The organism is Agrobacterium sp. A3-95, assembly GCF_053521785.1.
In genome coordinates this window covers 388,823-414,830 of record NZ_JBNWDR010000001.1, presented here as the reverse complement: position 1 = coordinate 414,830, position 26,008 = coordinate 388,823, and the positions used below count along the sequence as shown (strand labels likewise).

Here is a 26,008-nt window from a genome sequence, read left to right as displayed (position 1 = left end):
CTAAAGTGATAGCGGCGCCCGTCATGGAGATATGAAGGTACCACCTCGGCGGCACCACTTTCATTCGTTCTTCACTCAGGCGGCCACCGCGTCGCGGTCATCGAGTGCCTCGATGTCCTTGGCGTTGTTATAGACTGCCTCGTCCAGAATGCCTTCACGTTTGGCGACGATGGTGGGCACCAGCGCCTGACCGGCGACGTTAACGGCCGTGCGGCCCATGTCGAGGATCGGGTCGATGGCGAGCAGCAGGCCAACACCTTCGAGCGGGAGACCGAGCGTGGAGAGCGTCAGCGTCAGCATCACCACGGCACCCGTGAGACCCGCCGTTGCGGCCGAGCCAAGCACCGAGACGAACACGATCAGCACATAGTCCTGAATGCCGAGCGGCACCTGGAAGAACTGGGCGATAAAGATCGCTGAAATCGCCGGATAGATGGCGGCGCAGCCGTCCATCTTGGTGGTGGCGCCGAGCGGCACGGCGAAGGCGGCATATTCGCGCGGCACGCCGAGGCTCTTTTCCGTCACGGTTTCGGTGACGGGCAGGGTGCCGATAGAGGAGCGCGACACGAAGGCGAGCTGGATTGCCGGCCATGCGCCCGCAAAGAAGCGCGATGGCTTCAGGCCATGGGCGAGAAGCAGCGCCGGATAGACCACGAAGAGAACCAGCGCCAGACCGATATAAACGGCCGCCGCATACCAGCCAAGCTGCGAAAGCGTCGTCCAGCCATATTGGTCAACGGCGCGACCGAGCAGGCCGATGGTGCCAATGGGCGTGAGGCGGATGACCCACCACAGGATCTTGCGCACGATGGCAAGCAGCGACTGGTTGAATGCAAGGAACGGCTCCGCCGCCTTGCCCGCTTTCAGCGCCGCGACACCAAAAGCAATCGACACCACGAGCAGCTGCAACACGTTGAAGTTCAGCGAGGTGCTGGCAGAACCGTTATTGACCTTGGTCGAGGCCTCGAGGCCGAACACGTTGGCCGGCACGAGACCCTTCAGGAAGTCGAGCCAGGAACCGGTGGAGGAGGGTGCTGCCGCTGCGGTATTGGCAATCGCGGTGTTCACGCCCGGCTGAATGACGAGGCCAAGGACGATGCCAATGACCACGGCGATCAACGCCGTGATGGCGAACCACAGAAGCGTCTGCCAGACGAGCTTTGCCGCATTGGAGAGGTTCTTGAGATTGGCGATGGAGGCGACGATGGCCGTGAAAATCAGCGGCGGCACCAGCGCGCGCAACAGCTGCACGAAAATGCTGCCGATGGTCTGCAACGTCACGGAAAGCCAGTTCGGGCTGCCGGCGGCATCTGGACCGATATTGCGCGCAACGAGCCCGAGCAGCAGGCCGATGACCATGGCGATCAGAACCTGAAAGCCGAAGTTGCGATAAAAGGGTTTGGACCCGGATGAGCGGGCTGGCGTCGTTGCCTGTGACATGGCTTGTCTCTTTTTTATGCAAGAAAACGAGGATAATGCACTTTTTACACGCATTCTCGAAGGAAGGGACGAAGAATACGCCGATTTCCTCAGCAAATAAGGGATGAGCTTGCGTATTTGTTGCACTGCCGATGCATTATTCTCTTAAGGGGAGATAATGCGGAAAAATATTCCGCTCTATCGTGGGCGCAGCCTTTCACGCGCTCAAAACGATGTAGGCTGAGGCCGTTGCGTTCCCACTCCGTCACCCCGGACCAGATCCGGGGTCCATTAAGATCAAGTCCTTGATCGTGGAAGGCTTCTTTCAGGATGAAGACGCGCCGTGCTTGGATGCCGGATCAAGTCCGGCGCGACAAAGGTGGATTTACGCACTTTACCCGCAGATCAGACCCGTCCTTGTTTTCCTAACCGCAAATCCGGTCTATGACATCATATGCAGGTGATTCCCTTGCCAGATTTCGGGTGCAACGCTTTTACGCCAATGCGATCTAACGGATATCCGCTTCCATGACTGTGCGTTTCGTCCGGCCTTTTTCAGTTGCAGCCTATCTTTCCCGCTATCTCGGTATGGCGGCGCTGGCGCTTTTTCTTGTCGCCGCCGGCATCCACCGTTTCGGACCGTTGACAACGCCCGATCTCGTCGGCCTGCTGATGATTGCCGCTGGAATCGCTTTGGTGGCAATGCTTCTGGCGTTGGTTGGTCTTGAACGGCTATGGACCACGGGTGCGCGCGGCGGCCTTTCTGCGCTTGCCGCGCTGCTGTTGTCGGCGTTGCCGCTCGGCGTCGTCGGTTACGGCGCATTTCTGTACTGGCAGCAGCCGAAGATTTACGACATCTCCACCGATCTTGCCGATGCGCCGGAATGGCTGGTGCCGCCCGTTGCCAATCAGCAATGGCTGGCAAGACCGGCCACTGTTGCAAAAGCGGACCGGGACGCGCAGGCGGTGGCCTATGCGAGCCTTGCCGGACGCCGTTATGAAGGTGCGATAGACCGCATCTACACCGCCGCCAAAAAAATGGCCGCCGCCCAGAGCATCCGCATCACCCATACCAAAGGCGTCATCGGCACGGTGGAGCCGCCCTCCGTCGGCGTTCCCGAACAGGACAAGTCGCAGCCCACCGAGGAAGCGCCGGTAGAGGACCTGCCCTCCATCGTGCCGGTTCCCACGGCACGGCCGGTCGAGGCACCGCAGCCCACCTTCTTTAACGGCAGCGGCGTGGTGCTGATGCAGGGCGAAAAGCGCACGCGCATCTGGGGCCTGCGTTTCGACATCCTCATCCGCCTGAAAGAGGAGGCGGAAACCACGATCGTCGATGTGCGCGTTGCCTCCCGTTACGGCCCGCACGATCTTGGCATGGGAGCAGCAATCGCAGAAGCCTATCTCGATGCGCTGGATGCGGAAATGCAGGGCCTGAACGACAATTGAGGCTTAGTTTCCTTCTTCGTCATTCCGGCTCAATGCCGGAACGACGGGAAAATGCGACGGTGGTTGAAATGTTTGAACCGGATATGATGACGCCGATCTGAGCGTTACGCCCACACGCTAGCCTCACGCCGGAAAATATTCCCCCAGCAACGAAGGCGCACCCTCGGTCCGCACCTCGCCCTTTTCGATCAGGTCTTCGATATGGGCCAGTACGGAAAGTGCCGCAGCCCCATGCAGGCGTTTGTCGGTGCTGGCATAGATCACCTTCACCATATCGGCGATCCGCCGGTCGCCTTCCCGGATGCGCTTCAGAACCGCCCGTTCCCGCATGCGGCGGTGGGCGCGAAGCCCGCGCATGAAGGCTGCGGGATCGTTGACCGGGCCGCCATGGCCGGGCAGGAAAAGCCGGTCGTCGCGGGCGAGCAGGCGCTCCAGCGAGGCCATGTAATCGCTCATCGACCCATCAGGCGGTGCGACGATGGTGGTGGCCCAGGCCATGACGTGATCGGCGGAAAAGACGATGCCGCTGCCATCAAGTGCGAAAGCGGCGTGGTTGGAGGTGTGCCCCGGCGTGTGCAGCGCCGTCAGCGCCCAGCCGTCGCCGGAAAGGCTCTGCCCGTCGCCAAGTGCCACATCCGGCACGAAAGCCGTATCGGAACTTTCGGCAAAGGGATTGGTCTCACCCACATGCAGTGGCCGGGCGGCGCGGTGCGGGCCTTCCGCAACTGTGATAGCGCCGGTCGCCTGCCGCAGCCGCTGCGCAAGCGGCGAGTGATCGCGATGGGTGTGGCTGACGAAGATATGGGTGACCTCGCGTCCATCAAGCGCCGCCATCAGCGCCTGAAAATGCGCCTCATCCTCCGGGCCGGGATCGATGACGGCAACGGACCGGTCGCCGACGATATAGGAGTTGGTGCCATGGAAGGTAAATGCGGAAGGATTGTTGACGGTGATGCGCTGGATGAGCGGGGCAACGGGAACCGCCTCGCCATAGGCCGGCCTGAAATCGAGATCGAATGCCGGGTCCGCCATCAAGACCTCCTGAAATATGCCATGCCACGCAGAGCCGCAGCCTCAGCCGCGCAATCGCCAAGCCCTAACATGCCATGTCAGGCACGGCATCCAAAAAGCTTGGATTTTGTGAAAAAATAAGCCGTCAGGTCATTGCCGCGTCGGGCAGGCTTTGCTAATCAGGCCCGGTTCAGGCAGCGGCGTTTCGCCCAAGCTGCCCTGTTGGGGCGTCGCCAAGCGGTAAGGCACCGGTTTTTGGTACCGGCATTCCCAGGTTCGAATCCTGGCGCCCCAGCCATCACTTCCAAAATCAGAACAGCGTGCACAGGTGCCGGCGTGCATCTATCAGCAGTACCATTTCGCTGCGATCCCGGATGTTGTAACGCGCGAAAACCTGTCCTCCGTCATCACCAGGCTTGACCCGAGGATCCACAAGCCGTTGAAATCCATGGATCCTCGCGAAGAGGCCAGGATGACGCGTGTGTGTTAAAGGCCTGCTTAAACAGAAACGCCGCGCATCCAAAGACACGCGGCGTCCAAACTTAAAATCGCGGCTAAGCCTTAAAGCGCGATATCCGGAACCTTCTTCACCGGCGCGCCAGCAGGTGCCGCTCCCGCGCCCTTCAGCGCGCCAAGATCGATCTGCGGCGGGGTCGGCAATTGCAGGTGCTCGGCCGTATAGGCCCATTCCTGCTGCACTTTTTCCGGGTCGTCATTGAGCTTGGTGCCGTAGCTCGGAACGATCTGGCGGATCTTGGCCTGCCATTCCGGTGTTGCCACCTTGTCCTTGAAGACCTTTTCCAGAACGCTCAGCATGATCGGTGCCGCCGTGGAGGCGCCAGGGGAGGCGCCGAGCAGACCGGCGATGCTGCCATCCTGCGCGGCGACGATTTCCGTGCCGAGCCTGAGTACACCGCCCTTTTCCTCGTCGCGCTTGATGATCTGCACGCGCTGGCCCGCCTGCCACAGGCGCCATTCGCCCTGCTTCGCGTTCGGGAAATATTCCTTCAACGCGGCAAAGCGGTCGTCGTCCGACATCATCAGCTGGCCGGCGAGATATTCCACCAGCGGATATTCATCGATGCCGACGCGCACCATCGGCCAGGCATTGCTTGTCGTGACGGAGGAGACGAGATCGAAATAGGAGCCTTCCTTCAGGAACTTGGTGGAGAAGGTGGCGAAAGGTCCAAACAGGATGACGCGCTTGCCACCAAGCACGCGGGTATCCAGGTGTGGAACCGACATGGGCGGCGAGCCGACCGAGGCCTTGCCGTAGGCCTTGGCCAGATGCTGCATCGTCACGTCAGGATTGTCGTTGATCAGGAACGAGCCACCGACCGGGAAACCGGCGTAATTGTCGCCTTCCGGAATACCGGACATCTGCAACAGATGCAGCGCACCGCCGCCGGCGCCGATGAACACGAATTTCGCATCCACGGTCTGCTCAGCATCGGTCTTCAGGTTGCTGTAGGTCACGCGCCAGCTGCCATCGGCATTGCGCTGGATATCGGAAACCTCGCTGTTGACCTGCAGGTCGAAATTCCGGTCGCTTTGCAGATGCGAAACGAACTGGCGGGTGATCTCGCCGAATTCCATGTCGGTGCCGAGCGGCGACCAGGTCGCGCCGATCTTCTGGGAAGGATCGCGGCCTTCCATCATCAGCGGCACCCATTTCTTAAGCTGCTCGGGGTCGCTGGAATATTCCATGCCGGCAAAAAGCGGGCTTGCCTTCAGCGCCTCGTAGCGCTTTTCGAGATAGGCGATGTTCTCATCGCCCCAGACGAAGCTCATATGCGGCGTGTGGTTGATGAAGGAGCGCGGGTTCTTCAAAACGCCGTTACGTACCTGCCATGCCCAGAACTGCCGGGAAATCTGGAAGGATTCGTTGATGTTGACGGCTTGGCTGATCTTGATGTTGCCGTTGTCGTCTTCCGGCGTGTAGTTCAGCTCGGCAAGCGCGGAATGGCCGGTGCCGGCATTGTTCCAGCCGTTTGAGCTTTCAAGCGCCACGCCGTCCAGCCGCTCGAGCATCTGCATCGACCAGGTCGGCTCCAGTTCACGCAGCCACACGCCGAGCGTCGCGCTCATGATGCCGCCACCAATCAGAAGCACGTCGACCTTCTTGGTAGCCGTATTGGCGAGAAGCGAGGATGTCGGCAGCGCTGTCGCTGCAAGCCCTGCGAGCGCAGTGCCGAGAACCTGTCTGCGGTTCATTGGAAGCGCATGGGAGGGAAGCGCGTCTGAGGAAAGATCAGTGAGCTGGGATTTGTCTTGATCGATGGGAGTCACGGCCATACCTGATTCTTGTTTTGTGTTAAAAACACTCCTCCCAGCCGCCCCGTTACAGCAAAGCCGAAACAGGCACAACCCTGACTTATTCACTCCAGTTCAAGCGCTTTTGCGGGGATTTTGCCGGGACATAAGGTCGCATTGGCAGTTTTTGCCATTTTGCGGATTGTCATTTTTGTGGTCGCGAGGATTAGACGATGCTTTCAAACGGTTGAAAGTGTCTCAAGCGCGAATATCGCGAAAAAGCCGTCAATTCGGCGTTTGCCGCGCTTGGCGGATCAGGTCGCGCTGGTCCGTGTGAAAAAAATTCAGGAAAAATAACAATAATCGCAAAAAAGTGAAAAGGCCCGCCGGTTAGGGCAGGCCTTGGCTCGTTTCGTCTGCTGGACGAAAACTCAGTTTGCGGCGAGGAATTCCGCGCAATAGCTCGGGCCGTTGACGCCGGGGCGGTCGGAAACCGTGCGTACCGAAGTGATCGTGTAGTCGCTGGAGACGGTGAGCTGAACCGTGCAGGAGAGCGAGGCGGTGCGGGCGGGCGAAATCTGGCGACCCTTCTTGCCGTCCTTGCCTTCTTCGAACTTGGCCGGAATGGTGGCCTTCTTGTAACCGCCGCGCCAGTTATAGATGGTCGAGCTGCCGGTTTCCGTGTCGCTCAGCGGCGGGCCGAATTTTGCAAAGAAAATACCTGCGGACTGACCGACCCACCGCGTTTCAACGGGGCTCTTCTGGGTGAAGGAAGGGGCAGAGCCCGTCGATGTCGTGCAGGCGGAGAGCGCAATGGCGAGCCCTGCGAGCGTTACGCTGCGAAATAGCATGGTGAAATGTCCTTTGTGCCGTGTCCGGCTTCCCGCCGGTCATTACGTTCCCCTAGCAGATTTGGCGGCGACGGGCAGGGGAGCTGTGCCGCTTGACGAAAATTTCCTGCCACAATTGCTTTTTTGTAACGTTTTCACACACGCCGCCCGGTGCGGCAGGCACTTGGCGACCGCCCTTCGCAGCGCGTTGAAAACTTGTCACAAAAAATGCAATATGCCGCTTGTCGAATGCTGGAGGCTGGTCTATAGAAGCGCCGCTGGTCACGGAGTGTAGCGCAGTCTGGTAGCGCACGTCGTTCGGGACGACGGGGTCGGAGGTTCGAATCCTCTCACTCCGACCAGCTTAAGCCCAATATTTCCCGGGGCTTTCAAATGATCCCAACACTTCTGAAGATCCTTGAATCAAGGCATCGTACGGAGACCTGACCGTTTAAAACCGGACGGGTAAACGCATTCGGCGTCCGCGGCTGCAAGTCACGACTTCGGTGATTGCACGGAAGGTCAATTTCTCCTCCTCGCCAACGGGAGAATGAGCAAAACGCAAACAACAGCCGTCGGCCAGAAGTCGGTTAAACCATCCCAGGACCAATTCCAGAAGTAATAACCCTCCAGATGGGGAGGAGGCATTTCTACGGACACCTCGTAGTCCCGCTTTTCCCGGCCATGAAAATGACCGGCGGCGAAGGCCAGCCCGATTATCCACGCGATTGGCCAGCTAACGAGCAGGCGAAACAGAAGGGCAACAATCGCCGCCATGATGACGGCCTCTAGAATGTGCCCCGCCCAATCCCAATGGTCTTGAATGTAGGTCCAGTCGATCATCGGTAGCGGTAATCACCGCGCCAGTCGCGACGATCGCGCCAATCCCTCCGATCGCGCCAATCCCTCCGGTCGCGCCAGTCGCGACGGTCATAGTCACGGTAGTGGCGATCGCGTTCATAGGTGCGGTAGTACACGCCTGTCGTATAATATCCGCCGCTACGGTAGCCTCGATCATCGACACAGCCGCTTAGGATGCCCACTGAAACAAGGCAGATCGCTGCAGTCAGAATTTTCATAATCTTCATCTCCCAATGACGGACACTAACGTGCGCTGAACCACGCAGTTCCATTGCTGAGAGAGTGAGGTGTCGGTGATTAACCGGGCCTGAACACAGCGCCATGACGCTGGCCATCTTCTGGGCTCTGCCAAGCGTCGAAAACTTGATGCGTTTGACGTTATCGACTGCGATGAAGCCGTCGTCAGCGCAGTCGCAGGGAACGCAACCGCGCCTCAACCGTTGTCCCACCACAACAACGATGGAGGATAACATGCTAAAAGGTATTGCACTGTGGGCGATGGGTGTTCCGATTTTTGTGATCATTCTGCTTTACATGTTCGTGTTTTAAACGAGGCCTGATCCAAAGGCTTTCAAACAAAAAAGGCGACCGCTTGGGCGGTCGCCTTTTTGTTGTGCGTGCGTGTCTGTCAGTCCAGATCGCTGATCAGCCGTGAGGCTGTCGCGCCATCCGTGCGGCGGATGTCGATCTCGTCGCGGTGCTTGGCCAGCAGTTCGCTTGCCAGAAGCTTCTCGGCCAGATGGGCGGGCAGGGAGAGAATGACGCGGTCACCCTGTTCTTCTGTCGCGCCAACGCTGCGTTTGCCGGCAATCATGCCACCCGCCACCGTGTTGTTGGTGTCGGGGTCGATCAGGATGAAGGAGCCGGTTGCCCGGTTCTGCTCATAGGCATCGAAAATCGCCGTCTCGTCGAAGGAGAGCCGCACCTTGCCGATGGCGTTCATCGGCAGCGATGTCTCGTGCGCCTGCCATTCGCCTTCTTTCAGGTTGAGCTGGCTGACCGGCTGCACGCTGACGCGCTGGCGGCGGCTGCCGCTTTTCAGCCAGTAACGTTTGCCGGCCTCGATGCCACCTGGCTGCAACGCCACGATCTGCGCGTCGAAGGCAAGCCCTGTCTGCGGTTGTGCCTCGATGGACACGATCATGTCGCCGCGCGAGATGTCCACCTGACGGTCGAGAACGAGCGTGACCGCGTCACCAGCAACGGCGGCGTTACGCACCAGATCGAAAGTGACGATCTGCTTGACATTCGCGACCATGCCCGACGGCAGCACGACAACGCTGTCGCCCGGCTTGACCGAGCCGCCGGCAACCGTGCCCTGATAACCGCGGAAACTTTCGCCGGGGCGCGACACGCGCTGTACGGGGAAGCGGAAACCACCCGATTGCGCCGAGCGCACCGTGGCAAGCTCCAGCGTTTCGACCAGCGTCGGGCCTTCATACCAGGGCATGGAGGCCTTGCCTGATAGCACGACGTTTTCGCCCTTCAGCGCAGACATTGGAATGGCTGTGATCTGCTTGATGCCGAGGTCGGAGGCGAAATCGCGGAATTCGTGGGCGATCAGCTCAAAACCTGCCTTGTCGTAATTCGTCAGGTCGATCTTGTTGATGGCCAGCACGAATTGCCGGATGCCCATCAGCGCCGCGATGGTGGCGTGTCGGCGTGTCTGTTCCAGAATGCCGGTGCGCGCATCGACCAAAAGTACGGCGAGATCGGCCGTGGAAGCGCCGGTCGCCATGTTACGGGTATATTGCTCATGGCCGGGCGTGTCGGCCACGATGAAGGCGCGCCGGTCGGTTGAGAAATAGCGATAAGCGACATCGATGGTGATGCCCTGTTCGCGCTCTGCCTGCAAACCGTCGAGCAGCAGCGCGAAATCTGGCAGGCCGAGATCGTTCTGCTTGCCGCTATCGCGGTGCAGGGTGGCGGCCTGATCTTCCTTGACGGCCTTGGTGTCCCACAGGAGACGGCCGATCAGGGTCGATTTGCCATCATCCACGCTGCCGCAGGTGATGAGACGAAGCGGGCGCGTATCACGCGTCGCCTTCGAATGTTCTGCAAAGGGCAGAATGGTGGCCGTGGAGGCGGTGTTGGTAGCAGCGGCGGTCATCAGAAATAGCCCTCGCGCTTCTTCTTCTCCATCGAGCCGGACTGGTCTCGATCGATGGCGCGGCCCTGCCGCTCGGAAACGGTGGCGATTTCCAGCTCTGCGATGACCTCCTGAAGCGTCGCCGCCTCGGAGTGGATCGCGCCGGTCAGCGGGAAGCAGCCGAGCGTGCGGAAGCGGATCGAGCCGTGCTGGATCTCTTCGCCGGGCAGCAGCTCCAGCCGCTCGTCTTCGGCAAGGATCATCATGCCGTCACGCTCGATATAGGGGCGCTCGGCGGCGTAATAGAGCGGCACCAGCGGAATGTTTTCCGCCTCGATGTAACGCCAGATATCGACTTCGGTCCAGTTGGAGAGCGGGAAGGCGCGCACGCTTTCGCCCTTGCGGACCATGCCGTTATAGATGTTCCACAGCTCAGGGCGCTGGTTGCGCGGGTCCCACTTGTGGTCCGGCGTGCGGAAGGAATAGATGCGCTCCTTGGCGCGGCTTGCTTCCTCGTCGCGGCGCGCACCGCCGAAGGCGGCATCGAACTGACCGGCGTCCAGCGCCTGGCGCAGCGCTTCCGTCTTCATGATGTCGGTGTAGAGCGCCGAACCGTGGGTGAAGGGCGTCACGTTTTCGCTCGCGCCGCGCGGGTTTGTATAGGAGATGAGATCGAGGTCATATTCCTTGACGATCTTGTCGCGGAATTCGATCATTTCCTTGAATTTCCAGCCCGTATTGACGTGCAGCAGCGGGAATGGCACGCGGCCTGGGAAGAATGCCTTGCGCGCCAAATGCAGCAGCACGGACGAATCCTTGCCGATGGAATAGAGCATCACGGGATTGTCGAATTCGGCGGCGACTTCACGGAAGATATGAATGGCTTCGTTTTCAAGCGCCTTCAGATGCGGATCGAGCGGCGGCTTGGATGCGACAGTATTCTTGCTGTCCGTCTCGTGGACTGCGTTGGACATTTTAAACTCCGGAACTGGTCTGAATGATTATCGTTGTGGGATGGCGGAAATGGCGGACGTCTGGTCCGCACCGGCGACGTGAAGACCGCATTCGCGCTTCTCGTCGTTTTCCCACCACCATCGGCCGGCGCGCTCAGGCTCGCCGGGCTTGATAGCGCGTGTACACGGCTCGCAGCCGATGGAGGGGTAACCACGCGCATGCAACGGATTGACGGGAATGTTTTCAGAAGCGACATAGGCCTTGATCTGGTCGATGTCCCAGTCCGCCAAGGCATTGACCTTGATTAGATTACGCTCGGCGTCGAACTCGGCAAAAGGTGTGGTCGCACGATTGCCCGACTGGCCGCGGCGGAGCCCAGTGATCCAGAAGGTGGCACCTTCCAGCGCCTTGCCGAGCGGGATCAGCTTTCTGACATGACAGCAGGCGTGACGGGCCTCGATGCTTTCGTAAAAACCGTTGAGGCCGTATTTTTCGGCATAGGCGTCGATATCGTCCTGTTCGGGCCGAAAGCGACGGATGTCGATGCCGAAGCGCTCCTCGGTTTCCTCGATGAGATCGACGGTTTCCTTGAAGAGCCGGCCGGTTTCCAGCGTCACGACGTCGATCGGCAACCGGTGGGTGCCGATGGCCGCCGTGATGACCTGGTCCTCGATGCCGAGGCTGGTGGTGAAGACCGCACGGCCGCCAAGACCGGCGATAAAGGAAAGTCGTCCCGCAAGATCGAGCCCGGCAAGCGTGGCGTCGAGGGATGCGGTATCGGCAGAGGCATTTGCTGAATTGATCGTCATTGTCACGTCCGGGATTTCCATGGCCGATTATTGTTGAAATCGGGCCTCTGGAACAGAAATGACAGTCTTTGTGCGCTGCACTTCAGAGCAAAAATGCCTCACGCGCACGATCTATGAGCAAAAGATGCCCGTTCACCTTCTTTGCAGCTTGGATTTGAATTGTGACAACTTCTGCGCTAAGCCGGAATTGCCGGGTATCCGGGCTTGTGTTCTACTGGTTTCACGATGATTTCGCAGAAGGCAAAATATGCGCTGAGGGCGCTTCTTTCGCTGGCAAAGGCCGACGGCGGCTGTCCTGTGCAAATTTCCGATATTGCCCGCGAACAGGCCATTCCGAAAAAATTCCTTGAACAGATCCTTCTCGAAATGAAGAAGGAACGCATCGTCGAAAGCAGGCGCGGCAAGCAGGGCGGTTATTTGCTGGCGCGCCCGGCTGCCGATATCACCTTCGGCGAGGTGCTGCGCCTCATCGACGGGCCGCTCGCTCCCTTGCCCTGCCTGTCGCAGACCGCCTATCGCCGGTGCGAGGATTGCGATGGCGAAAAGCAGTGCGAAATACGCCACGTCTTCGCCCGCGTGGCCGATGCCACCCGCAATATCCTTTTCAACACCACCGTTGCGGATGCCGTTGCAGGCGTGGAAGTGCCCGAACTTTTGACGGCCTGACGAAAAAATCGTCTAAAACCCCTGAATATTTTTCGCCGTAACGCCAAAAAATCGTCAAAAATGTGAAACGGTTTTGCATTCAGCAAAGTTTTACACGACGCTTGTTGCGCCTTTCGCCTATGCTGCGCTGTATTTGTTGCCCGTGGAAACGCTCTCGGGAAACACTTTTTCGATCGTATTCGGCCTCATTGACCAACTCTACCGGTCCAGTAGAGTTAAGCCATCTTCATCAGGAGGGAATACCGATGTCCAAGCTTCTGTCCGGTTTGAGCGTTTTCGCTCTCGGTCTATCGCTGGCTCTGGGAGGTGTCGGCTCGGCTGCCGCGCAGACCAAGCTGCTTAACGTGTCCTATGATCCGACCCGCGAACTCTACAAGGATTTCAACGAAGCCTTCGCCAAGAAGTGGAAGGCCGATACCGGTGAGGATGTCACGATCCAGCAGTCGCATGGCGGCTCCGGCAAGCAGGCTCGCTCGGTCATCGACGGTCTGGAAGCCGATGTGGTGACGCTGGCGCTGCAGAGCGATATCGATGCCATCGTCCAGAATTCCGGCAAGATCAACAAGGACTGGCGCGGCCGCCTGCCGCATAATTCCTCGCCCTACACCTCCACCATCGTGTTCCTCGTCCGCAAGGGCAACCCGAAGGGGATCCATAACTGGGGCGATCTGGTAAAGGGCGACGTGCAGATCGTTACCCCGAACCCCAAGACATCAGGTGGCGCACGCTGGAATTACCTTGCCGCCTGGGCATGGGCGAATGAAGAGTTCAAGGGCGATCAGGACAAGATCAAGGCCTATGTCGGCGAACTCTACAAGCGCGCTCCGGTGCTCGATACCGGTGCCCGCGGCTCCACGGTCACATTTGCGCAGCGCCAGATCGGCGACGTGCTGCTGGCCTGGGAAAACGAAGCCTATCTGGCCGGTCAGGAATTCGGCGCGGATGCCTTCGACATCATTGTGCCGCCGATCTCGATCCTCGCCGAGCCGCCGGTCGCCGTGGTTGACGCGAACGTCGACGCCAAGGGCACCCGCAAGGCGGCGGAAGCCTATCTGCAATATCTCTATTCCGACGAAGGTCAGAACATTGCGGCGAAGCACTTCTATCGTCCTTCGAACCCCGCAGTTGTCTCCAAGGATCTGCTGAAGCAGCTGCCCGACATCAAGCTCGTCACCATCGACGATCCGCAGTTTGGCGGTTGGGCCAAGGCGCAGCCTGAACATTTCGGTGACGGCGGCATCTTCGACCAGATTTACAAGCCCGCCAAGTAAGCGGATGATGGGCTGAAGACAAATCCGCCCACCCCGCTTAAGGGAACTTGAAAAACGACAAATCGATCGACCGGACACCGTGCCGGTCGATCCTTTATAACAAGGCCGGGGAACACCGGCTCCCAGAAAGCATTTCCAGGAAAAGTGGACCCCGGTTTTCTGTCCGGAAATGTGCCAAACTAAAGATTATCCGGAGCGTTGATGAGCAATAATACATCCGGAAACAGGTGGAAGTGGCGTCAATCGAGCGTGATACCCGGCTTCGGCCTGACGTTCGGTTACACGGTCGTCTATCTGTTTCTCATCATTCTTATTCCGCTCGGCGGCCTCGTCTGGTCCACGGCGAAACTTGGTTTTGCAGATTTTATTGCGATCGCTGTCGATAGCCGTACACTGAATGCACTGCGCGTCAGTTTCGGCACCGCCTTCATCGCCGCACTGGTGAACGCTGTTTTTGGCGTCATCGTCGCATGGGTTCTCACGCGGTATCGTTTTCCCGGCCGGCGTTTCGTTGATGCCATCGTGGATCTGCCCTTTGCCCTGCCGACGGCGGTTGCCGGCATCGCGCTCACCACGCTTTATGCCAATCGCGGCTGGGTCGGCTCGCTGTTCGAACCCTTCGGCATCAAGATCGCGTTTACGCCGACCGGTATCGTCATCGCGCTGATCTTCATCGGCCTGCCATTCGTGGTCCGCACCGTGCAGCCGGTCATGGAAGAAATAGACCGGCAGGTGGAGGAGGTGGCGGCAACGCTCGGCGCCAACCGTTTCCAGACCATCAGCCGGGTGCTGCTGCCAAGCCTCACGCCCGCCATCCTGACGGGCTTCGCACTCGCCTTCGCGCGCGGTATCGGAGAGTACGGCTCGGTCATCTTCATCGCCGGCAATATTCCCTACGTCTCGGAAATTGCACCGCTCCTCATCGTCATCCGGCTGGAGGAGTTCAATTATGCGGGCGCGACGGCCATCGCCACCATCATGCTGATCATTTCCTTCGCCATGCTGTTCCTCATCAATCTCATTCAGGCCTGGAGCCGCAAGAGGTACGGTTATGTCTGATGCTTCCCGCACCTCGTCCCGACCCTTCCGCGATCCCGCCAGCGAGAGCCTGCCTGCCAGGCTGGTGCTGATTGCGATTGCCTTCCTGTTCCTTGCGGCTTTCCTCGTGCTGCCGCTGGTATCGGTGTTCTTCGAGGCATTTCGCAAAGGCGCCGATGCCTTCTGGGAAGCGATCGTCGAGCCGGATGCACTCTCCGCCATCCGTCTGACACTGCTTGTCGCCGCCATTTCGGTGCCGCTCAACCTTATCTTCGGTGTCGCCGCCGCCTGGGCGATCGCGAAATTCGAGTTCAAGGGCAAGGCATTCCTGATAACGCTGATCGACCTGCCGTTCTCGATCTCGCCGGTCATATCGGGTCTGGTCTATGTCATCCTGTTCTCTTCGCACAGCGTGCTCGGGCCATGGCTGAAGAGTTATGGCATCGAAATCCTCTTTGCTGTTCCGGGCATCGTGCTAGCCACCATCTTCGTCACCTTTCCCTTCGTCGCGCGTGAACTGATCCCGCTGATGCAGGAGCAAGGTAATGGCGATGAGGAGGCGGCGATCTCGCTTGGCGCAACCGGCTGGCAGACTTTCTGGTATGTCACGCTGCCGAATATCAAATGGGGACTGCTGTACGGGGTGCTGCTCTGCAACGCCCGCGCCATGGGCGAGTTCGGCGCCGTCTCTGTCGTATCAGGCCATATTCGCGGCGAGACCAACACCATGCCGCTGCATGTCGAGATACTCTATAATGAGTACAATATCGGCGCGGCCTTCGCGGTGGCGACGCTGCTGGCTGGTCTGGCGCTCGTGACGCTCGTTCTCAAAACCATTCTCGAAATACGCTTTGGCGCGGGCAACGCAGCCGGCAAGCATTGAAAGGCATATTCATGGAAGTGAAAGTTTCCGGCATCACCAAGCAGTTTGATCGCTTTCCGGCGCTGAACGACGTGTCGCTCGACATTCGTTCCGGCGAGCTGATCGCGCTGCTCGGTCCCTCCGGTTCCGGCAAGACGACGCTGCTGCGCCTCATCGCCGGCCTGGAGCAGCCGACCCAAGGCCGCATCTTCTTCGGTGATGAGGATGCCTCGCACCGCTCGGTGCAGGAGCGCAATGTCGGTTTTGTGTTTCAGCACTACGCCCTGTTCCGCCATATGACGGTTGCCGACAACATCGCCTTCGGCCTGAAGGTCCGCCCTTCCGCCTCCCGCCCGCCGAAAGCGGAAATCCGCCGACGGGTATCGGAGCTTCTGGACATGGTGCATCTGACCGGCCTCGAAAAGCGTTACCCCACCCAGCTTTCCGGCGGCCAGCGTCAGCGCGTGGCACTTGCCCGCGCAGTCGCCATCGAGCCGAAAGTGCTGCTGCTCGATGAACCCTTCGGCGCACTCGATGCCAAGGTGCGCAAGGAACTGCGCCGCTGGCTGCGCGAGTTCCACGACCGCACGGGCCACACCACCGTCTTCGTTACCCACGATCAGGAAGAAGCACTGGAACTGGCCGACCGCGTCGTTGTCATGAGCCAGGGCAAGATCGAACAGGTCGGCACGGCGGATGACGTCTACGACACGCCCAATTCCCCCTTCGTCTTCTCCTTCATCGGCGAATCCTCCAGCCTGCCTGTGACGATCCGCGACGGCCAGGTGGTGTTTCAGGGCGAGAGCATCGGCGTCGCCGAAAATGGCGCAGGTGAGGGCGAGCTGTTCTTCCGTCCGGAAGATGTGGTGTTGACCGACGAGAAAAACGCGCTTTACGGCAAGGTTACCACCTGTCGCCGCCTCGCCGGCACCCGCATCGCCGAAATCGACATCGCCAATAACGGCCATGACCCCTATCACCTCGAAATCGAGGTGCCGCTCAACGCCGCCGTGGCGGTAGGTGCCGAACTGCGGTTTCGTCCGACCCGGTGGAAGGTGTTTGGCAAGAAGTAGGGCAGATGCGGCTGCGATTGGCAGCTGGCGGTTCCCCGTCATACTGGCCTTGAGCCGGTATCCAGCCAACCCAACTCCGTGGGTTGAAAAGAACCTTTCCGCCGCGCAGACGCGCGTCCGACGGATGTATAAGATGTCTGCAACGCTAGCGTACACACCGTCATTCCTGTGATCGTCACAGGTTGCCAGCCGGCGCGCGTCTGCGCGGCGGTGAAACTCCATTCAGCCCAAAGACTTGGTCTGGCTGGATCTCTGTGACAAGCACAGAGATGAGGGAACCGGGTAAACGCGCCGATCACCCCAGAAACGGAAAAGGGTCGCCAGAGGCGACCCTTCCATGAGCTTGGTCCTGTTTACAGACCCGGGACTGTTTCTCAACGTTCCGAAGGCAAGAGGTTTTTACGCCGAGGGCTGCCCCGTCGAAAACCCACCCTTTCCATTGCCTGCACCAGAGACCGAAATCTCATTAGACATTGGATCACCTCCTTCCGATACGTTGAACATAACTAGAAGGTAGTACGATTCGTCATTAATGCAAGAGGTCTGATCAGGACACCCGCATCACGATCTTGCCGATATGATTGCTGGTTTCCATCAGCCGGTGGGCCTCCACAACTTCGTCCAGCGTGAAGACCTTGTTGATGACAGGCGTAACCTTGCCGCTTTCGATGAGTGGCCAGACCTGTTCGATAAGCTCATCACGGATGGCGCGTTTCTCGTCAGCGGTACGTGGCCGCATGGTGGAGCCGGTGACGGTCAGGCGTTTGACCATGATTGGCCGCAGATCGACCTTTTCAGCCACGGCGCCGCCCAGAAAGGCGATGATGGACAGACAGCCATCCTTGGCGAGTGCGGCAATGTTCTTTTCGAAATAGGCCGCACCGATCATGTCGAGAACCACATCGACACCCTTGCCATCGGTTTCGGCCTTGATGACGGCGGTGAAATCCTCGTCGCGGTAATTGATGGCCCGTTTGGCACCAAGCTTGACGCAGGCCTCGCATTTTTCCGCAGAACCCGCCGTCGCATAGACATCAGCGCCGAAGGCTTTGGCGAGCTGGATGGCGGTTGTGCCGATACCGCTGGTGCCGCCGTGGATGAGCACGCTTTCGCCTTCGGTCAGGCCCGCCATCTGGAAGAGGTTGGCCCAGACGGTGAAGAAGGTTTCCGGCAGCGCGGCGGCCTTGACGGCGTCGTACCCCTTGGGGAAGGGCAGGGCCTGCCCGGCCGGTACGGTGCAATATTGCGCATAACCGCCGCCATTGGCGAGCGCGCAGACCTTGTCGCCAGGTTTGAATTCGCTGACGCCTTCGCCGAGCGCCACCACTTCTCCGGCAATTTCGAGGCCGAGGATCGGGCTTGCGTCCTTCGGTGGCGGATAGGTGCCCTGCCTCTGCGCGACATCGGGGCGGTTGACGCCGGCCGCCTCGACCCTCACCAGGATTTCGCCTCTGGCGGGGGTTGGCAAAGGTGCTTGCGAAAGCTGCATCACCTCCGGGCCACCATGGGAGGAAAGGTCGATGAAGCGCATTTTTTCGGGCAGGGTCACATTTTCGGGCATGGCCAGGGGCAATTCCTCATTTGTCGGCGTTACCTGAAGATTTAGGACAGATGTACCGCTTAGGGAAGGAGGCCCTTTGTCGCTGATGTCATTTTGTCTCCCCGAACACCCGGATGACGAGGCCGCCTTCGTTTTCTTTCGCGGCTGTCTTGATGCCGGCGATCTCGCTTCCGATGCGCTCGGGATTGGCGATGATCAAACCTTTTGGCAATGTGAGAACGCCGATGGAGCAACGCAGCAGGGCAAAATCCCGCTCATTGCCGCGACGGTCCAGCCCGACCATGCGACCGGCCTGACGGTCCTCTGGCGAATAGAGTTCGGCCACTTCACCGTGAAAATCGCTGAGCAGCCGCTCGAGGATTTCCGTCAGTTCCTCCACCGCCCAGTCACGCACGCCGACGAAGAAGTCGTCGCCGCCGATATGGCCGAGAAAGCAGTCGCCGGCGAAAAAGTAGCGACGCATCAGTGCGGAAAACAGGGTGATGGCGTGGTCGCCGGCATTGAAGCCGTATTTATCGTTGAAGGGTTTGAAATTGTCGAAATCGCAATAGCAGAAGAAACGGGTCTCATCGCCATCGCCGCAGCTGTCGGCTATGAAGCCGCCGATGGCGCGGTTGCCCGGCAGCGCCGTCAGCGGGTTCTGGTCCTGCGCCATCTTGAGCTGTTTTTCATTGATGACCTTGATGAGCGATGCGGCTGAGACGATGCCGGCGTAACGCATGTTTTCGGTCAGGATGATGCAGGCGCTGCCGCCCATGCTGGCGAACATGTTCATCAGTTGATCGGCATCGGCGTCGAGACCCACGATCGGCGCAGGATCGACGAAGTGGGAAATGGTGCGCTCGTAGATCTTGTTCTTGAGGAGATCGCGCCCGAAAGGCCGGTAGATGTATTCCTTGAGGTGATATTCGTTGATGACGCCGCGCGGTTCGCCATTGGCGTTGAGAACCGGGAAAAACGCCTGCTGCGGGTTTCTGCGGAACAATTCGAAGACGCTGTCGACGCTGTCATGCTCATAGACGGTGGGAAGACGCTCTATTTCGCGACGGATGAGGATTTCGTCCAGCGACTGGCTGTTGCGCCGCACCACGCCCACGCGGTTGAGGTGCGGAAAGCTCTCGGGAAGCTCGCTGGTGAAAACCGTCGGCCTGGCAATCAGCCAGCCCTGCACCAGATCGACGCCATATTCGCGGCAGGTGAGAAATTCCGCTTCGGTTTCGATGCCTTCTGCAATGACCCGGACGCCGAGAACATGAGCGATGTTGACGATGTTGCGCACGAGATGCTGCTTGCGCGGAAGATGATCGACACCGCTGATGAAATGCCGGTCGATCTTCAGGTAATCAAGCGGATAGTCGCATAAAAGCTTCATCTCGCCGTGACCGGCGCCGAAATCGTCGATCGCCAGCTTGAAACCTTCCTTGCGCATGCGGGCGATCAGCGCCTTGAACTCCGGCACGCTGGTATTGTCGAAACGTTCGGAAAGTTCAAAGCAGATGGAGGAGGCCGGAATGCCCGCCCGCGCCAGATGGCCAACGAGCTTGTCGAGAATGGCGTCCCCGTGCGGGATAAGCCTTACATCGAGATTGAGGAACAGGGTGGTGGTGGAAAAATCCGCCAGGGTGGAGAATTTAGCGAGCGCCCGGCTCGCCAGCATCTGCTCGAAGGTCTTCAGCTCGCCATCCTCGGCAGCCTGGTCGAGAAGCGCGAGCGGATTGGAAAACCCAAGCCGGTCATGGCCGCGCATCAGTGATTCATATCCGAAAATCGTGCCCGTCGTCGCCTCGACGATCGGCTGAAACGCGGTTTCAAGCACAAGCTTCGCCATGGGAAACATGTGCCCGGAGGCAAACCGCCTTATGACATCGTTCTCCAGCGTTACGGCCGGCATTTCTGTTCTCCGCTATTGCCAGTTCCCGTTGGTGGCATGACAAGTCAAATGCACACACGGGAACTTGTCTCTTTTCAGCAGACAATCGCAGATTACAGGTCAACAAAAGCTTTCACGACTGTGAAGCTTTAATGAAGGTTTTGTCACGGGCCCCTCAATAGCCAGGGGTATCCGGCAGGCCCTCAGGCCCGGCGCACATGGCCGGTGTGAGCGGCGTAAAGTTCCGCAACATTCAGGCGTTCGCGATCCGCCTCGACAGGTGCTGCAGCCTCTGTATCTGCGCCGGTTGCGGCAGCAGAGGCCGCCCATAGTCTCAGCGCGGCCCTTACGACCTCGCTGCCGGATGCGTAGGCGCCGCTATTCACGGCCTCGCGCATTCTTGCTGCCTGTTCCGGGGAAATCGATACTGTCACCATTGGCATGATATCACTCCCTTGTTCAACCGTTGCGAAGGCATCTCCGGTCCGTGTCGGGACCTGATTGGGATCGCGGTCTTGCGGGCGTTTTTTCAGTTTTCGTCTGGCGCCGCTTCCAGCGAAATTTGTATCACTCTGCATATTAGCACGAAACGTGTTCCATTCCCAATTTGCAGTATATCACGGTTTAGTTTTTCCCCTGTGAGCGGCTCCTCAGCATGGGAGCGGCTAGTCTTATCCGGCCTTGCCCGGTTTTCTTTGATCCATGGCAAATCAGCGACATGAAATGGCGCGTTTTTTATTGATTGATTGATCAATCAAGAATATTTTGCCCGCCATCAAGGAGACCCTTATGCCCAAGATCGGAATGGAGCCTTTGCGCCGCAAGGCGCTTGTAGATGCGGCGTTACGCACCATAGGCCACCATGGTTCGCTGAATGTGACAATGTCGGATATTGCCCGGGAAGCGGGCGTATCGCCGGCGCTTGCGCATCATTATTTCGGCAGCAAGCAGCAGCTTCTTCTGGAAACCATCCGCAGCCTGCTGCGGGATCTGAGGCGCGATGCGGTGGCGGCGCTGACCCGCGCCAATGGCCCGCGCGAACGGCTGAGCGCCATCGTTCACGTCTCTTTCCAGAGCGACCAGTTCACGCCCGAGGCGGTGGCGGCATGGCTTGCCTTTTATGTCGAGGCGCAGCGCTCGGAAGAAACCCGCCGCCTGCTGGTGCTCTATTCCCGTCGCCTGCGCTCGAACCTCATGGCAAGCCTGAACCGGCTATGTCCACCCGATGACGCCGCGCGCATTGCGGAAGGGGCGGCAGCCCTTATCGACGGGCTGTATATCAGGCACAGCCTGCGTTCGGCCCCGCTTGGGCTCGCCTCAGCGCCGGCCCTTGTCGAAGACTATTTCGACTTGCAGCTCAAACCATATCCTGATGGACAGCGCCCGAAGCCGTCCGTCCGCATTCTCTAGGAGTATTCGACATGACTATCGCGACGTCTCTCAGGGCGCAGCCCAAAGCCTCGCATTTCATTGATGGCGACTATGTCGAAGACAATGCCGGCACGCTTTTCGAAAGCGTCTTTCCGGCCACCGGCGAAGTCATTGCAAGGCTGCATGCGGCAACGCCCGCGATTGTCGAGCGCGCCATTGCATCGGCCAAACGCGCCCAGAAGGACTGGGCGGCAATGAGCCCCATGGCGCGCGGGCGCATATTGAAACGCGCCGCCGATATCATGCGTGAACGCAACGAGGCGCTCTCCACGCTCGAAACGCTGGATACCGGCAAGCCGATCCAGGAAACCATTGTCGCCGATCCGACCTCGGGTGCCGATGCCTTCGAATTTTTCGGCGGTATCGCGCCTTCCGCGCTGAATGGCAACTACATCCCGCTCGGCGGCGATTTCGCCTATACCAAGCGCGTGCCGCTCGGCGTCTGTGTCGGCATCGGCGCATGGAACTATCCACAGCAGATCGCCTGCTGGAAGGCGGCCCCGGCGCTCGGTGCTGGCAACGCCATGGTCTTCAAGCCATCGGAAAACACCCCGCTCGGCGCTTTGAAGATCGCGGAAATCCTGATCGAGGCAGGGCTGCCCAAGGGCCTGTTCAACGTCATTCAGGGTGATCGCGATACCGGCCCGCTTCTGGTCAACCACCCGGATGTCGCCAAGGTCTCGCTCACCGGCTCGGTGCCCACCGGCCGCAAGGTGGCCGCCGCCGCCGCTGGGCATCTCAAGCATGTGACGATGGAACTCGGTGGCAAATCGCCGCTGATCGTGTTTGACGATGCCGATATCGAAAGCGCTGTCGGCGGCGCGATGCTCGGCAATTTCTATTCTTCCGGTCAGGTCTGCTCCAACGGTACCCGCGTTTTCGTGCAGAAAAAGGCAAAGGACCGCTTCCTCGAAAACCTGAAGCGCCGCACCGAGGCGATGATCCTCGGCGACCCCCTGGATTACGCCACCCATCTCGGCCCGCTGGTCTCCAAAGCCCAGCAGGAAAAGGTGCTTGGCTATATCGAAAAGGGCAAGGCGGAGGGTGCGACGCTGGTAACCGGCGGCGGCATTCCCAACAATGTTGCAGGCGAGGGCGCCTATGTGCAGCCGACCGTGTTTGCAGATGTGACCGATGACATGACTATCGCGCGCGAGGAAATCTTCGGCCCGGTCATGTGCGTGCTGGATTTCGATGATGAGGATGAGGTTCTCGCCCGCGCCAACGCCACCGAGTTCGGCCTTGCCGGCGGCGTCTTCACCGCCGATCTGGCCCGCGCTCATCGCGTGGTCGACCAGCTGGAGGCGGGCACGCTGTGGATCAACACCTACAATCTCTGCCCGGTGGAAATCCCATTCGGCGGCTCCAAGCAGTCCGGTTTCGGGCGCGAGAATTCGGCGGCGGCGCTGGATCATTATAGCGAGCTGAAGACGGTTTATGTGAGCACGGGGAAGGTGGACGCGCCTTATTGAGATTTGGTGGGGGGACCCCACCCTCAGCCCGTCAATCGGAACCAACGCTCATTGAAGAGAGAGCAAATCATGCACGCAGATTACGTCATCGTCGGTTCCGGTTCCGCAGGCTCCGCCATCGCCTATCGCCTGTCGGAAGACGGCCGTTATTCGGTGATTGTCATCGAGGCTGGCGGCTCGGATTTCGGGCCTTTCATCCAGATGCCGGCCGCACTCGCCTGGCCGATGAGCATGAAGCGCTACAATTGGGGCTATCTCTCCGAACCCGAACCGAACCTCGACAATCGCCGCATCACCGCCCCACGCGGCAAGGTCATCGGCGGTTCGTCCTCCATTAACGGCCTTGTTTACGTGCGCGGCCATGCCGAGGATTTCAACCGCTGGGAGGAACTGGGCGCGCATGGCTGGGCCTATGCGGATGTGCTGCCTTACTTCAAGCGCATGGAACACAGCCATGGCGGCGAAGAGGGATGGCGCGGCACGGATGGGCCGCTGCATGTTCAGCGCGGGCCGGTCAGCAATCCGCTGTTCCACGCCTTCATTCAGGCTGGCGCGCAGGCAGGCTTCGAGCTGACAGACGACTATAACGGCTCCAAACAGGAAGGTTTCGGCCTGATGGAGCAGACCATCCATAATGGCCGCCGCTGGTCTGCTGCCAATGCCTATCTGAAGCCGGCGCTGAAGCGCGGTAATGTCACGCTGGTCAATGGCTTCGCCCGCAAGGTCGTCATCGAGAACGGCCGTGCCGTCGGCGTCGAAATCGAGCGCAGGGGCGGGGTGGAAACCATCAGGGCCGATCGTGAGGTCATCGTCTCGGCATCGTCTTTCAATTCGCCGAAATTGCTGATGCTTTCGGGCATCGGGCCTGCGGCTCATCTGAAGGACATGGGCATAGAGGTTAAGGCGGATCGGCCGGGTGTGGGTGCAAACCTTCAGGACCATATGGAGTTTTATTTCCAGCAAGTCTCCACCAAGCCGGTGTCGCTTTACTCCTGGCTGCCCTGGTTCTGGCAGGGGGTCGCGGGCGCGCAATGGCTGCTGTCGAAAGGCGGGCTAGGGGCCTCCAACCAGTTCGAGGCCTGCGCCTTCCTGCGTTCAGCGCCTGGCCTGAAACAGCCTGACATCCAGTACCATTTCCTGCCCGTCGCCATCTCCTATGATGGCAAGGCTGCTGCGAAAAGCCATGGTTTTCAGGCACATGTCGGCTACAACCTGTCGAAGTCGCGCGGCAATGTCACGCTGCGTTCCGCCGATCCACATGACGACCCGGTCATCCGCTTCAACTATATGAGCCACCCGGAAGACTGGGAAAAATTCCGCCATTGCGTGCGCCTCACGCGCGAGATTTTCGGCCAGAAAGCCTTCGACGAATTTCGCGGGCCGGAAATCCAACCGGGCGAAAAGGTGGAGACGGACGAACAGATCTACGCCTTCCTGCGCGAACATCTGGAAAGCGCCTATCACCCCTGCGGCACCTGCCGCATGGGCGACAGGAACGACCCCATGGCGGTCGTTGATCCCGAATGCCGGGTGATCGGCGTGGAGGGGCTGCGGGTCGCCGACAGCTCGATCTTCCCGCACGTGACCTATGGCAACCTGAACGGTCCCTCGATCATGACGGGCGAAAAGGCGGCGGACCACATCCTTGGCAAAACCCCGCTGCCGCGCTCCAATCAGGAGCCGTGGGTAAACCCGCGCGCGGCTGTCAGCGACCGGTGAAAGGTGGTTTCATCAGTTTCAGCCACTTGGGTAAAAACTGGCGAGCCTTTTGTTTGATATTGAGCTGAGATCACGATTTTCGCCGCCCGAATATCTGGAAAGGGCGTAGTTGTTTAGGGGCCTTGGGTTTATTGATCTGTTCCGGTGAAGCCATCGTCATTAAAGCGGCGTACAAATCGAATTTTTCTGATGGAGTGGGGAGTTGGGGTGCAAAGGGATTCGGATTTAGCTTTCCCATCATTCCATCGTGCACAAAGCGCATAATATCTAGTATCGCAAGATTAAGAGCTTCACCGACATATTTTTCCGACAATTCACGCAATGCCTCTAACAGAAAATCTGCCCTGCCCTGAATATTCGATCCGAACGGAACGAAACCGATTCCGCTATTGCGTAATGCCGCTTTCGCGTTTTCTGCCGCTGCATTCAGTGCTGCGACAGTGCGCGGATCCGTGAACAGCAATATCTTGTTGCTAAGCGAATCAATGTGGATACCGGCATTCTTTAAAATCGGCGCGGTGGTTGAATTTTGAAAAAGAACAGCCGGGAAAAGTAGTTCCACTTGTGTATCGTAATTTAGTGTCATTTGAAACTCCATTTATAGTTTAATCGAAAAATAAATCGAATTTATAAACGGATATTGAATGAATGTATTTAATATATAATGAGATTTACTTCTCCATGGTGAATTTTTCTGACGATCAGTGGTAATCGTCTTCGCGCTGGTGGCGGATGGCAAGGATGGAAACTGTTTCCGCATCTTCGATTTGAATGAGGGCGATGTAACCGGAGGATCCGCAGGGAATGAGCATTTCCCGCAGGAGCGCATTCTCTTTGCGTGAGGCGAAGGGAAACTCACTCAGCCCCTCGACGGTGGCAATAATCCGGTCGATGGCTTTCTCCGCCGTCGAAAAATCTTTCTCCAGTAGAAAATTGTATAGCCGTGTTATGTCCGCTCTGGCTGCAATCGTGTAGCGGAGCTTGAGCGTCACTTGTTACGCTCGGCTTTTCTGGCTGCAGCATAGCGCGCAGTTCCGCATGCACTTCCTCAGCGGAATAAAAAATTCCCGTGCGTTTGGATTCCTCGAGCGACGCCAACCCGCGCGCAATGAACTCCGCCTGCGATTTGCGGATCTCCACCTGTCTGCGCACGGAATATTAAACGAAGGACGAAAGTGTCTCGCCGTCCTTCAGCACGCTTTCGGCTGCCTCGCGAAAATCCGCCGTCACCCGCAGCGAAGGGATCGTTGCCGTTTTCACGGATCGTCTCCTTGCGTTGCAATTGCGATGCATACATTTGGACAACGGTGGTGATAAGTCAAATGCAAAACCTTGCAATCGCGGGACTTGAGGCAGATAAACGGGTCTCC

24 protein-coding genes, 2 tRNA genes and 1 pseudogene are annotated in these 26,008 nt (G+C 59.0%); 12 read left to right on the top strand and 15 right to left on the bottom strand.

The window, feature by feature from the left end:
* Nucleotides 1–75: 75 nt before the first annotated feature.
* Nucleotides 76–1,440 (bottom strand): dicarboxylate/amino acid:cation symporter, encoded by a 1,365-nt coding sequence (locus ACQZ5Y_RS02140; RefSeq protein ID WP_065661285.1) that lies wholly within the window; start codon nucleotides 1,438–1,440, stop codon nucleotides 76–78.
* A 507-nt stretch (nucleotides 1,441–1,947) separates the two neighbouring features.
* Between ACQZ5Y_RS02140 and ACQZ5Y_RS02135 the strand changes: the two genes are divergently transcribed.
* On the top strand, nucleotides 1,948–2,868 hold the full coding sequence (locus ACQZ5Y_RS02135; protein WP_174049228.1) for a DUF1499 domain-containing protein: 921 nt from the start codon (nucleotides 1,948–1,950) through the stop codon (nucleotides 2,866–2,868).
* 123 nt (nucleotides 2,869–2,991) lie between these two features.
* Here the strand turns inward: ACQZ5Y_RS02135 and ACQZ5Y_RS02130 are convergent, their stop codons facing one another.
* Entirely contained in the window at nucleotides 2,992–3,900 is a 909-nt protein-coding gene (locus ACQZ5Y_RS02130) for an MBL fold metallo-hydrolase (RefSeq protein WP_174049229.1), read from the bottom strand.
* Nucleotides 3,901–4,102: 202 nt separating this feature from the next.
* On the opposite strand from ACQZ5Y_RS02130, the gene ACQZ5Y_RS02125 reads away from it, so the two are divergent.
* Nucleotides 4,103–4,177, top strand: a tRNA-Gln gene (locus ACQZ5Y_RS02125).
* A 263-nt stretch (nucleotides 4,178–4,440) separates the two neighbouring features.
* Here ACQZ5Y_RS02125 and mqo read toward each other — a convergent pair.
* Both mqo and ACQZ5Y_RS02115 read right to left on the bottom strand, forming a co-directional pair.
* Nucleotides 4,441–6,174 carry a malate dehydrogenase (quinone) gene (mqo, locus tag ACQZ5Y_RS02120; RefSeq protein WP_025592695.1) on the bottom strand — a complete coding sequence of 578 codons (1,734 nt, stop codon included), beginning with the start codon at nucleotides 6,172–6,174 and terminating at the stop codon, nucleotides 4,441–4,443.
* Between the two features lie 389 nt (nucleotides 6,175–6,563).
* Nucleotides 6,564–6,983, bottom strand: a complete 420-nt coding sequence (locus ACQZ5Y_RS02115) for a hypothetical protein (RefSeq protein ID WP_003511854.1) — start codon at nucleotides 6,981–6,983, stop codon at nucleotides 6,564–6,566.
* A 264-nt stretch (nucleotides 6,984–7,247) separates the two neighbouring features.
* On the opposite strand from ACQZ5Y_RS02115, the gene ACQZ5Y_RS02110 reads away from it, so the two are divergent.
* A tRNA-Pro gene (locus ACQZ5Y_RS02110) sits at nucleotides 7,248–7,324 on the top strand.
* Nucleotides 7,325–7,484: 160 nt separating this feature from the next.
* Here ACQZ5Y_RS02110 and ACQZ5Y_RS02105 read toward each other — a convergent pair.
* Nucleotides 7,485–7,805, bottom strand: coding sequence for a hypothetical protein (locus tag ACQZ5Y_RS02105; RefSeq protein ID WP_174049230.1), 321 nt, complete (start codon nucleotides 7,803–7,805; stop codon nucleotides 7,485–7,487).
* The gene (locus ACQZ5Y_RS02100; RefSeq protein WP_112200501.1) at nucleotides 7,802–8,041 is read right to left on the bottom strand and encodes a hypothetical protein; all 240 of its coding nucleotides are present in this window, start codon (nucleotides 8,039–8,041) and stop codon (nucleotides 7,802–7,804) included. Before ACQZ5Y_RS02100 ends, ACQZ5Y_RS02105 begins: the two co-directional genes overlap by 4 nt.
* A 103-nt stretch (nucleotides 8,042–8,144) precedes the next feature.
* On the opposite strand from ACQZ5Y_RS02100, the gene ACQZ5Y_RS02095 reads away from it, so the two are divergent.
* A complete protein-coding gene (locus ACQZ5Y_RS02095; RefSeq protein ID WP_174049094.1) occupies nucleotides 8,145–8,372 on the top strand; it encodes a hypothetical protein in 228 nt (75 codons plus the stop codon).
* A gap of 79 nt (nucleotides 8,373–8,451) precedes the next feature.
* On the opposite strand, the gene cysN is transcribed toward ACQZ5Y_RS02095, so the two are convergent.
* The 3 genes from cysN to ACQZ5Y_RS02080 are packed head-to-tail and all read right to left on the bottom strand — an operon-like array spanning nucleotide 8,452 to nucleotide 11,696.
* Nucleotides 8,452–9,933: a sulfate adenylyltransferase subunit CysN gene (gene cysN, locus ACQZ5Y_RS02090; RefSeq protein WP_174049231.1), complete on the bottom strand. Its 1,482-nt coding sequence runs from the start codon at nucleotides 9,931–9,933 to the stop codon at nucleotides 8,452–8,454.
* On the bottom strand, nucleotides 9,933–10,886 hold the full coding sequence (cysD, locus tag ACQZ5Y_RS02085; protein ID WP_003511863.1) for a sulfate adenylyltransferase subunit CysD: 954 nt from the start codon (nucleotides 10,884–10,886) through the stop codon (nucleotides 9,933–9,935). Before cysD ends, cysN begins: the two co-directional genes overlap by 1 nt.
* A 27-nt stretch (nucleotides 10,887–10,913) precedes the next feature.
* On the bottom strand, nucleotides 10,914–11,696 hold the full coding sequence (locus tag ACQZ5Y_RS02080) for a phosphoadenylyl-sulfate reductase (RefSeq protein WP_013635643.1): 783 nt from the start codon (nucleotides 11,694–11,696) through the stop codon (nucleotides 10,914–10,916).
* Nucleotides 11,697–11,900: 204 nt separating this feature from the next.
* On the opposite strand from ACQZ5Y_RS02080, the gene ACQZ5Y_RS02075 reads away from it, so the two are divergent.
* The 5 genes from ACQZ5Y_RS02075 (at nucleotide 11,901) to ACQZ5Y_RS02055 (ending at nucleotide 16,585) form a co-directional block, all read left to right on the top strand.
* On the top strand, nucleotides 11,901–12,341 hold the full coding sequence (locus tag ACQZ5Y_RS02075; RefSeq protein ID WP_025592702.1) for an RrF2 family transcriptional regulator: 441 nt from the start codon (nucleotides 11,901–11,903) through the stop codon (nucleotides 12,339–12,341).
* Between the two features lie 245 nt (nucleotides 12,342–12,586).
* The gene (locus ACQZ5Y_RS02070) at nucleotides 12,587–13,612 is read left to right on the top strand and encodes a sulfate ABC transporter substrate-binding protein (protein WP_003511869.1); all 1,026 of its coding nucleotides are present in this window, start codon (nucleotides 12,587–12,589) and stop codon (nucleotides 13,610–13,612) included.
* A 201-nt stretch (nucleotides 13,613–13,813) separates the two neighbouring features.
* Nucleotides 13,814–14,671, top strand: a complete 858-nt coding sequence (gene cysT / locus ACQZ5Y_RS02065) for a sulfate ABC transporter permease subunit CysT (protein WP_038490139.1) — start codon at nucleotides 13,814–13,816, stop codon at nucleotides 14,669–14,671.
* Complete coding sequence (gene cysW, locus ACQZ5Y_RS02060) at nucleotides 14,664–15,533, top strand: sulfate ABC transporter permease subunit CysW (RefSeq protein WP_003511871.1); 870 nt, start codon at nucleotides 14,664–14,666, stop codon at nucleotides 15,531–15,533. Before cysT ends, cysW begins: the two co-directional genes overlap by 8 nt.
* Nucleotides 15,534–15,544: 11 nt before the next feature.
* Complete coding sequence (locus tag ACQZ5Y_RS02055) at nucleotides 15,545–16,585, top strand: sulfate/molybdate ABC transporter ATP-binding protein (RefSeq protein WP_003511873.1); 1,041 nt, start codon at nucleotides 15,545–15,547, stop codon at nucleotides 16,583–16,585.
* A 547-nt stretch (nucleotides 16,586–17,132) separates the two neighbouring features.
* Here the strand turns inward: ACQZ5Y_RS02055 and ACQZ5Y_RS02050 are convergent.
* The 3 genes from ACQZ5Y_RS02050 to ACQZ5Y_RS02040 all read right to left on the bottom strand — a co-directional run bounded on the left by ACQZ5Y_RS02050 (nucleotide 17,133) and on the right by ACQZ5Y_RS02040 (nucleotide 20,459).
* A complete protein-coding gene (locus ACQZ5Y_RS02050) occupies nucleotides 17,133–18,146 on the bottom strand; it encodes an NAD(P)H-quinone oxidoreductase (protein ID WP_174049232.1) in 1,014 nt (337 codons plus the stop codon).
* 88 nt (nucleotides 18,147–18,234) lie between these two features.
* Nucleotides 18,235–20,037, bottom strand: coding sequence for a GGDEF domain-containing protein (locus ACQZ5Y_RS02045; protein WP_174049233.1), 1,803 nt, complete (start codon nucleotides 20,035–20,037; stop codon nucleotides 18,235–18,237).
* Nucleotides 20,038–20,219: 182 nt separating this feature from the next.
* On the bottom strand, nucleotides 20,220–20,459 hold the full coding sequence (locus ACQZ5Y_RS02040; protein WP_025592709.1) for a ribbon-helix-helix domain-containing protein: 240 nt from the start codon (nucleotides 20,457–20,459) through the stop codon (nucleotides 20,220–20,222).
* A gap of 346 nt (nucleotides 20,460–20,805) precedes the next feature.
* Here ACQZ5Y_RS02040 and betI point away from each other — a divergent pair, with 346 nt between their 5' ends.
* The 3 genes from betI to betA all read left to right on the top strand — a co-directional run bounded on the left by betI (nucleotide 20,806) and on the right by betA (nucleotide 24,638).
* Nucleotides 20,806–21,426, top strand: a complete 621-nt coding sequence (betI, locus tag ACQZ5Y_RS02035) for a transcriptional regulator BetI (RefSeq protein WP_174049234.1) — start codon at nucleotides 20,806–20,808, stop codon at nucleotides 21,424–21,426.
* An 11-nt stretch (nucleotides 21,427–21,437) separates the two neighbouring features.
* Nucleotides 21,438–22,919 (top strand): betaine-aldehyde dehydrogenase, encoded by a 1,482-nt coding sequence (gene betB, locus ACQZ5Y_RS02030; RefSeq protein ID WP_174049235.1) that lies wholly within the window; start codon nucleotides 21,438–21,440, stop codon nucleotides 22,917–22,919.
* A gap of 69 nt (nucleotides 22,920–22,988) precedes the next feature.
* Nucleotides 22,989–24,638 carry a choline dehydrogenase gene (gene betA, locus ACQZ5Y_RS02025; RefSeq protein WP_174059793.1) on the top strand — a complete coding sequence of 550 codons (1,650 nt, stop codon included), beginning with the start codon at nucleotides 22,989–22,991 and terminating at the stop codon, nucleotides 24,636–24,638.
* Nucleotides 24,639–24,708: 70 nt separating this feature from the next.
* Here the strand turns inward: betA and ACQZ5Y_RS02020 are convergent, their stop codons facing one another.
* The 3 genes and pseudogenes from ACQZ5Y_RS02020 to ACQZ5Y_RS02010 form a co-directional block, all read right to left on the bottom strand.
* A complete protein-coding gene (locus tag ACQZ5Y_RS02020; protein ID WP_174049237.1) occupies nucleotides 24,709–25,224 on the bottom strand; it encodes a hypothetical protein in 516 nt (171 codons plus the stop codon).
* A gap of 115 nt (nucleotides 25,225–25,339) precedes the next feature.
* Nucleotides 25,340–25,630, bottom strand: coding sequence for a type II toxin-antitoxin system RelE/ParE family toxin (locus tag ACQZ5Y_RS02015; protein ID WP_174049238.1), 291 nt, complete (start codon nucleotides 25,628–25,630; stop codon nucleotides 25,340–25,342).
* A gap of 13 nt (nucleotides 25,631–25,643) precedes the next feature.
* Nucleotides 25,644–25,898: pseudogene (locus ACQZ5Y_RS02010) on the bottom strand (YlcI/YnfO family protein); the annotation flags it as partial.
* Between the last annotated feature and the right edge of the window lie 110 nt (nucleotides 25,899–26,008).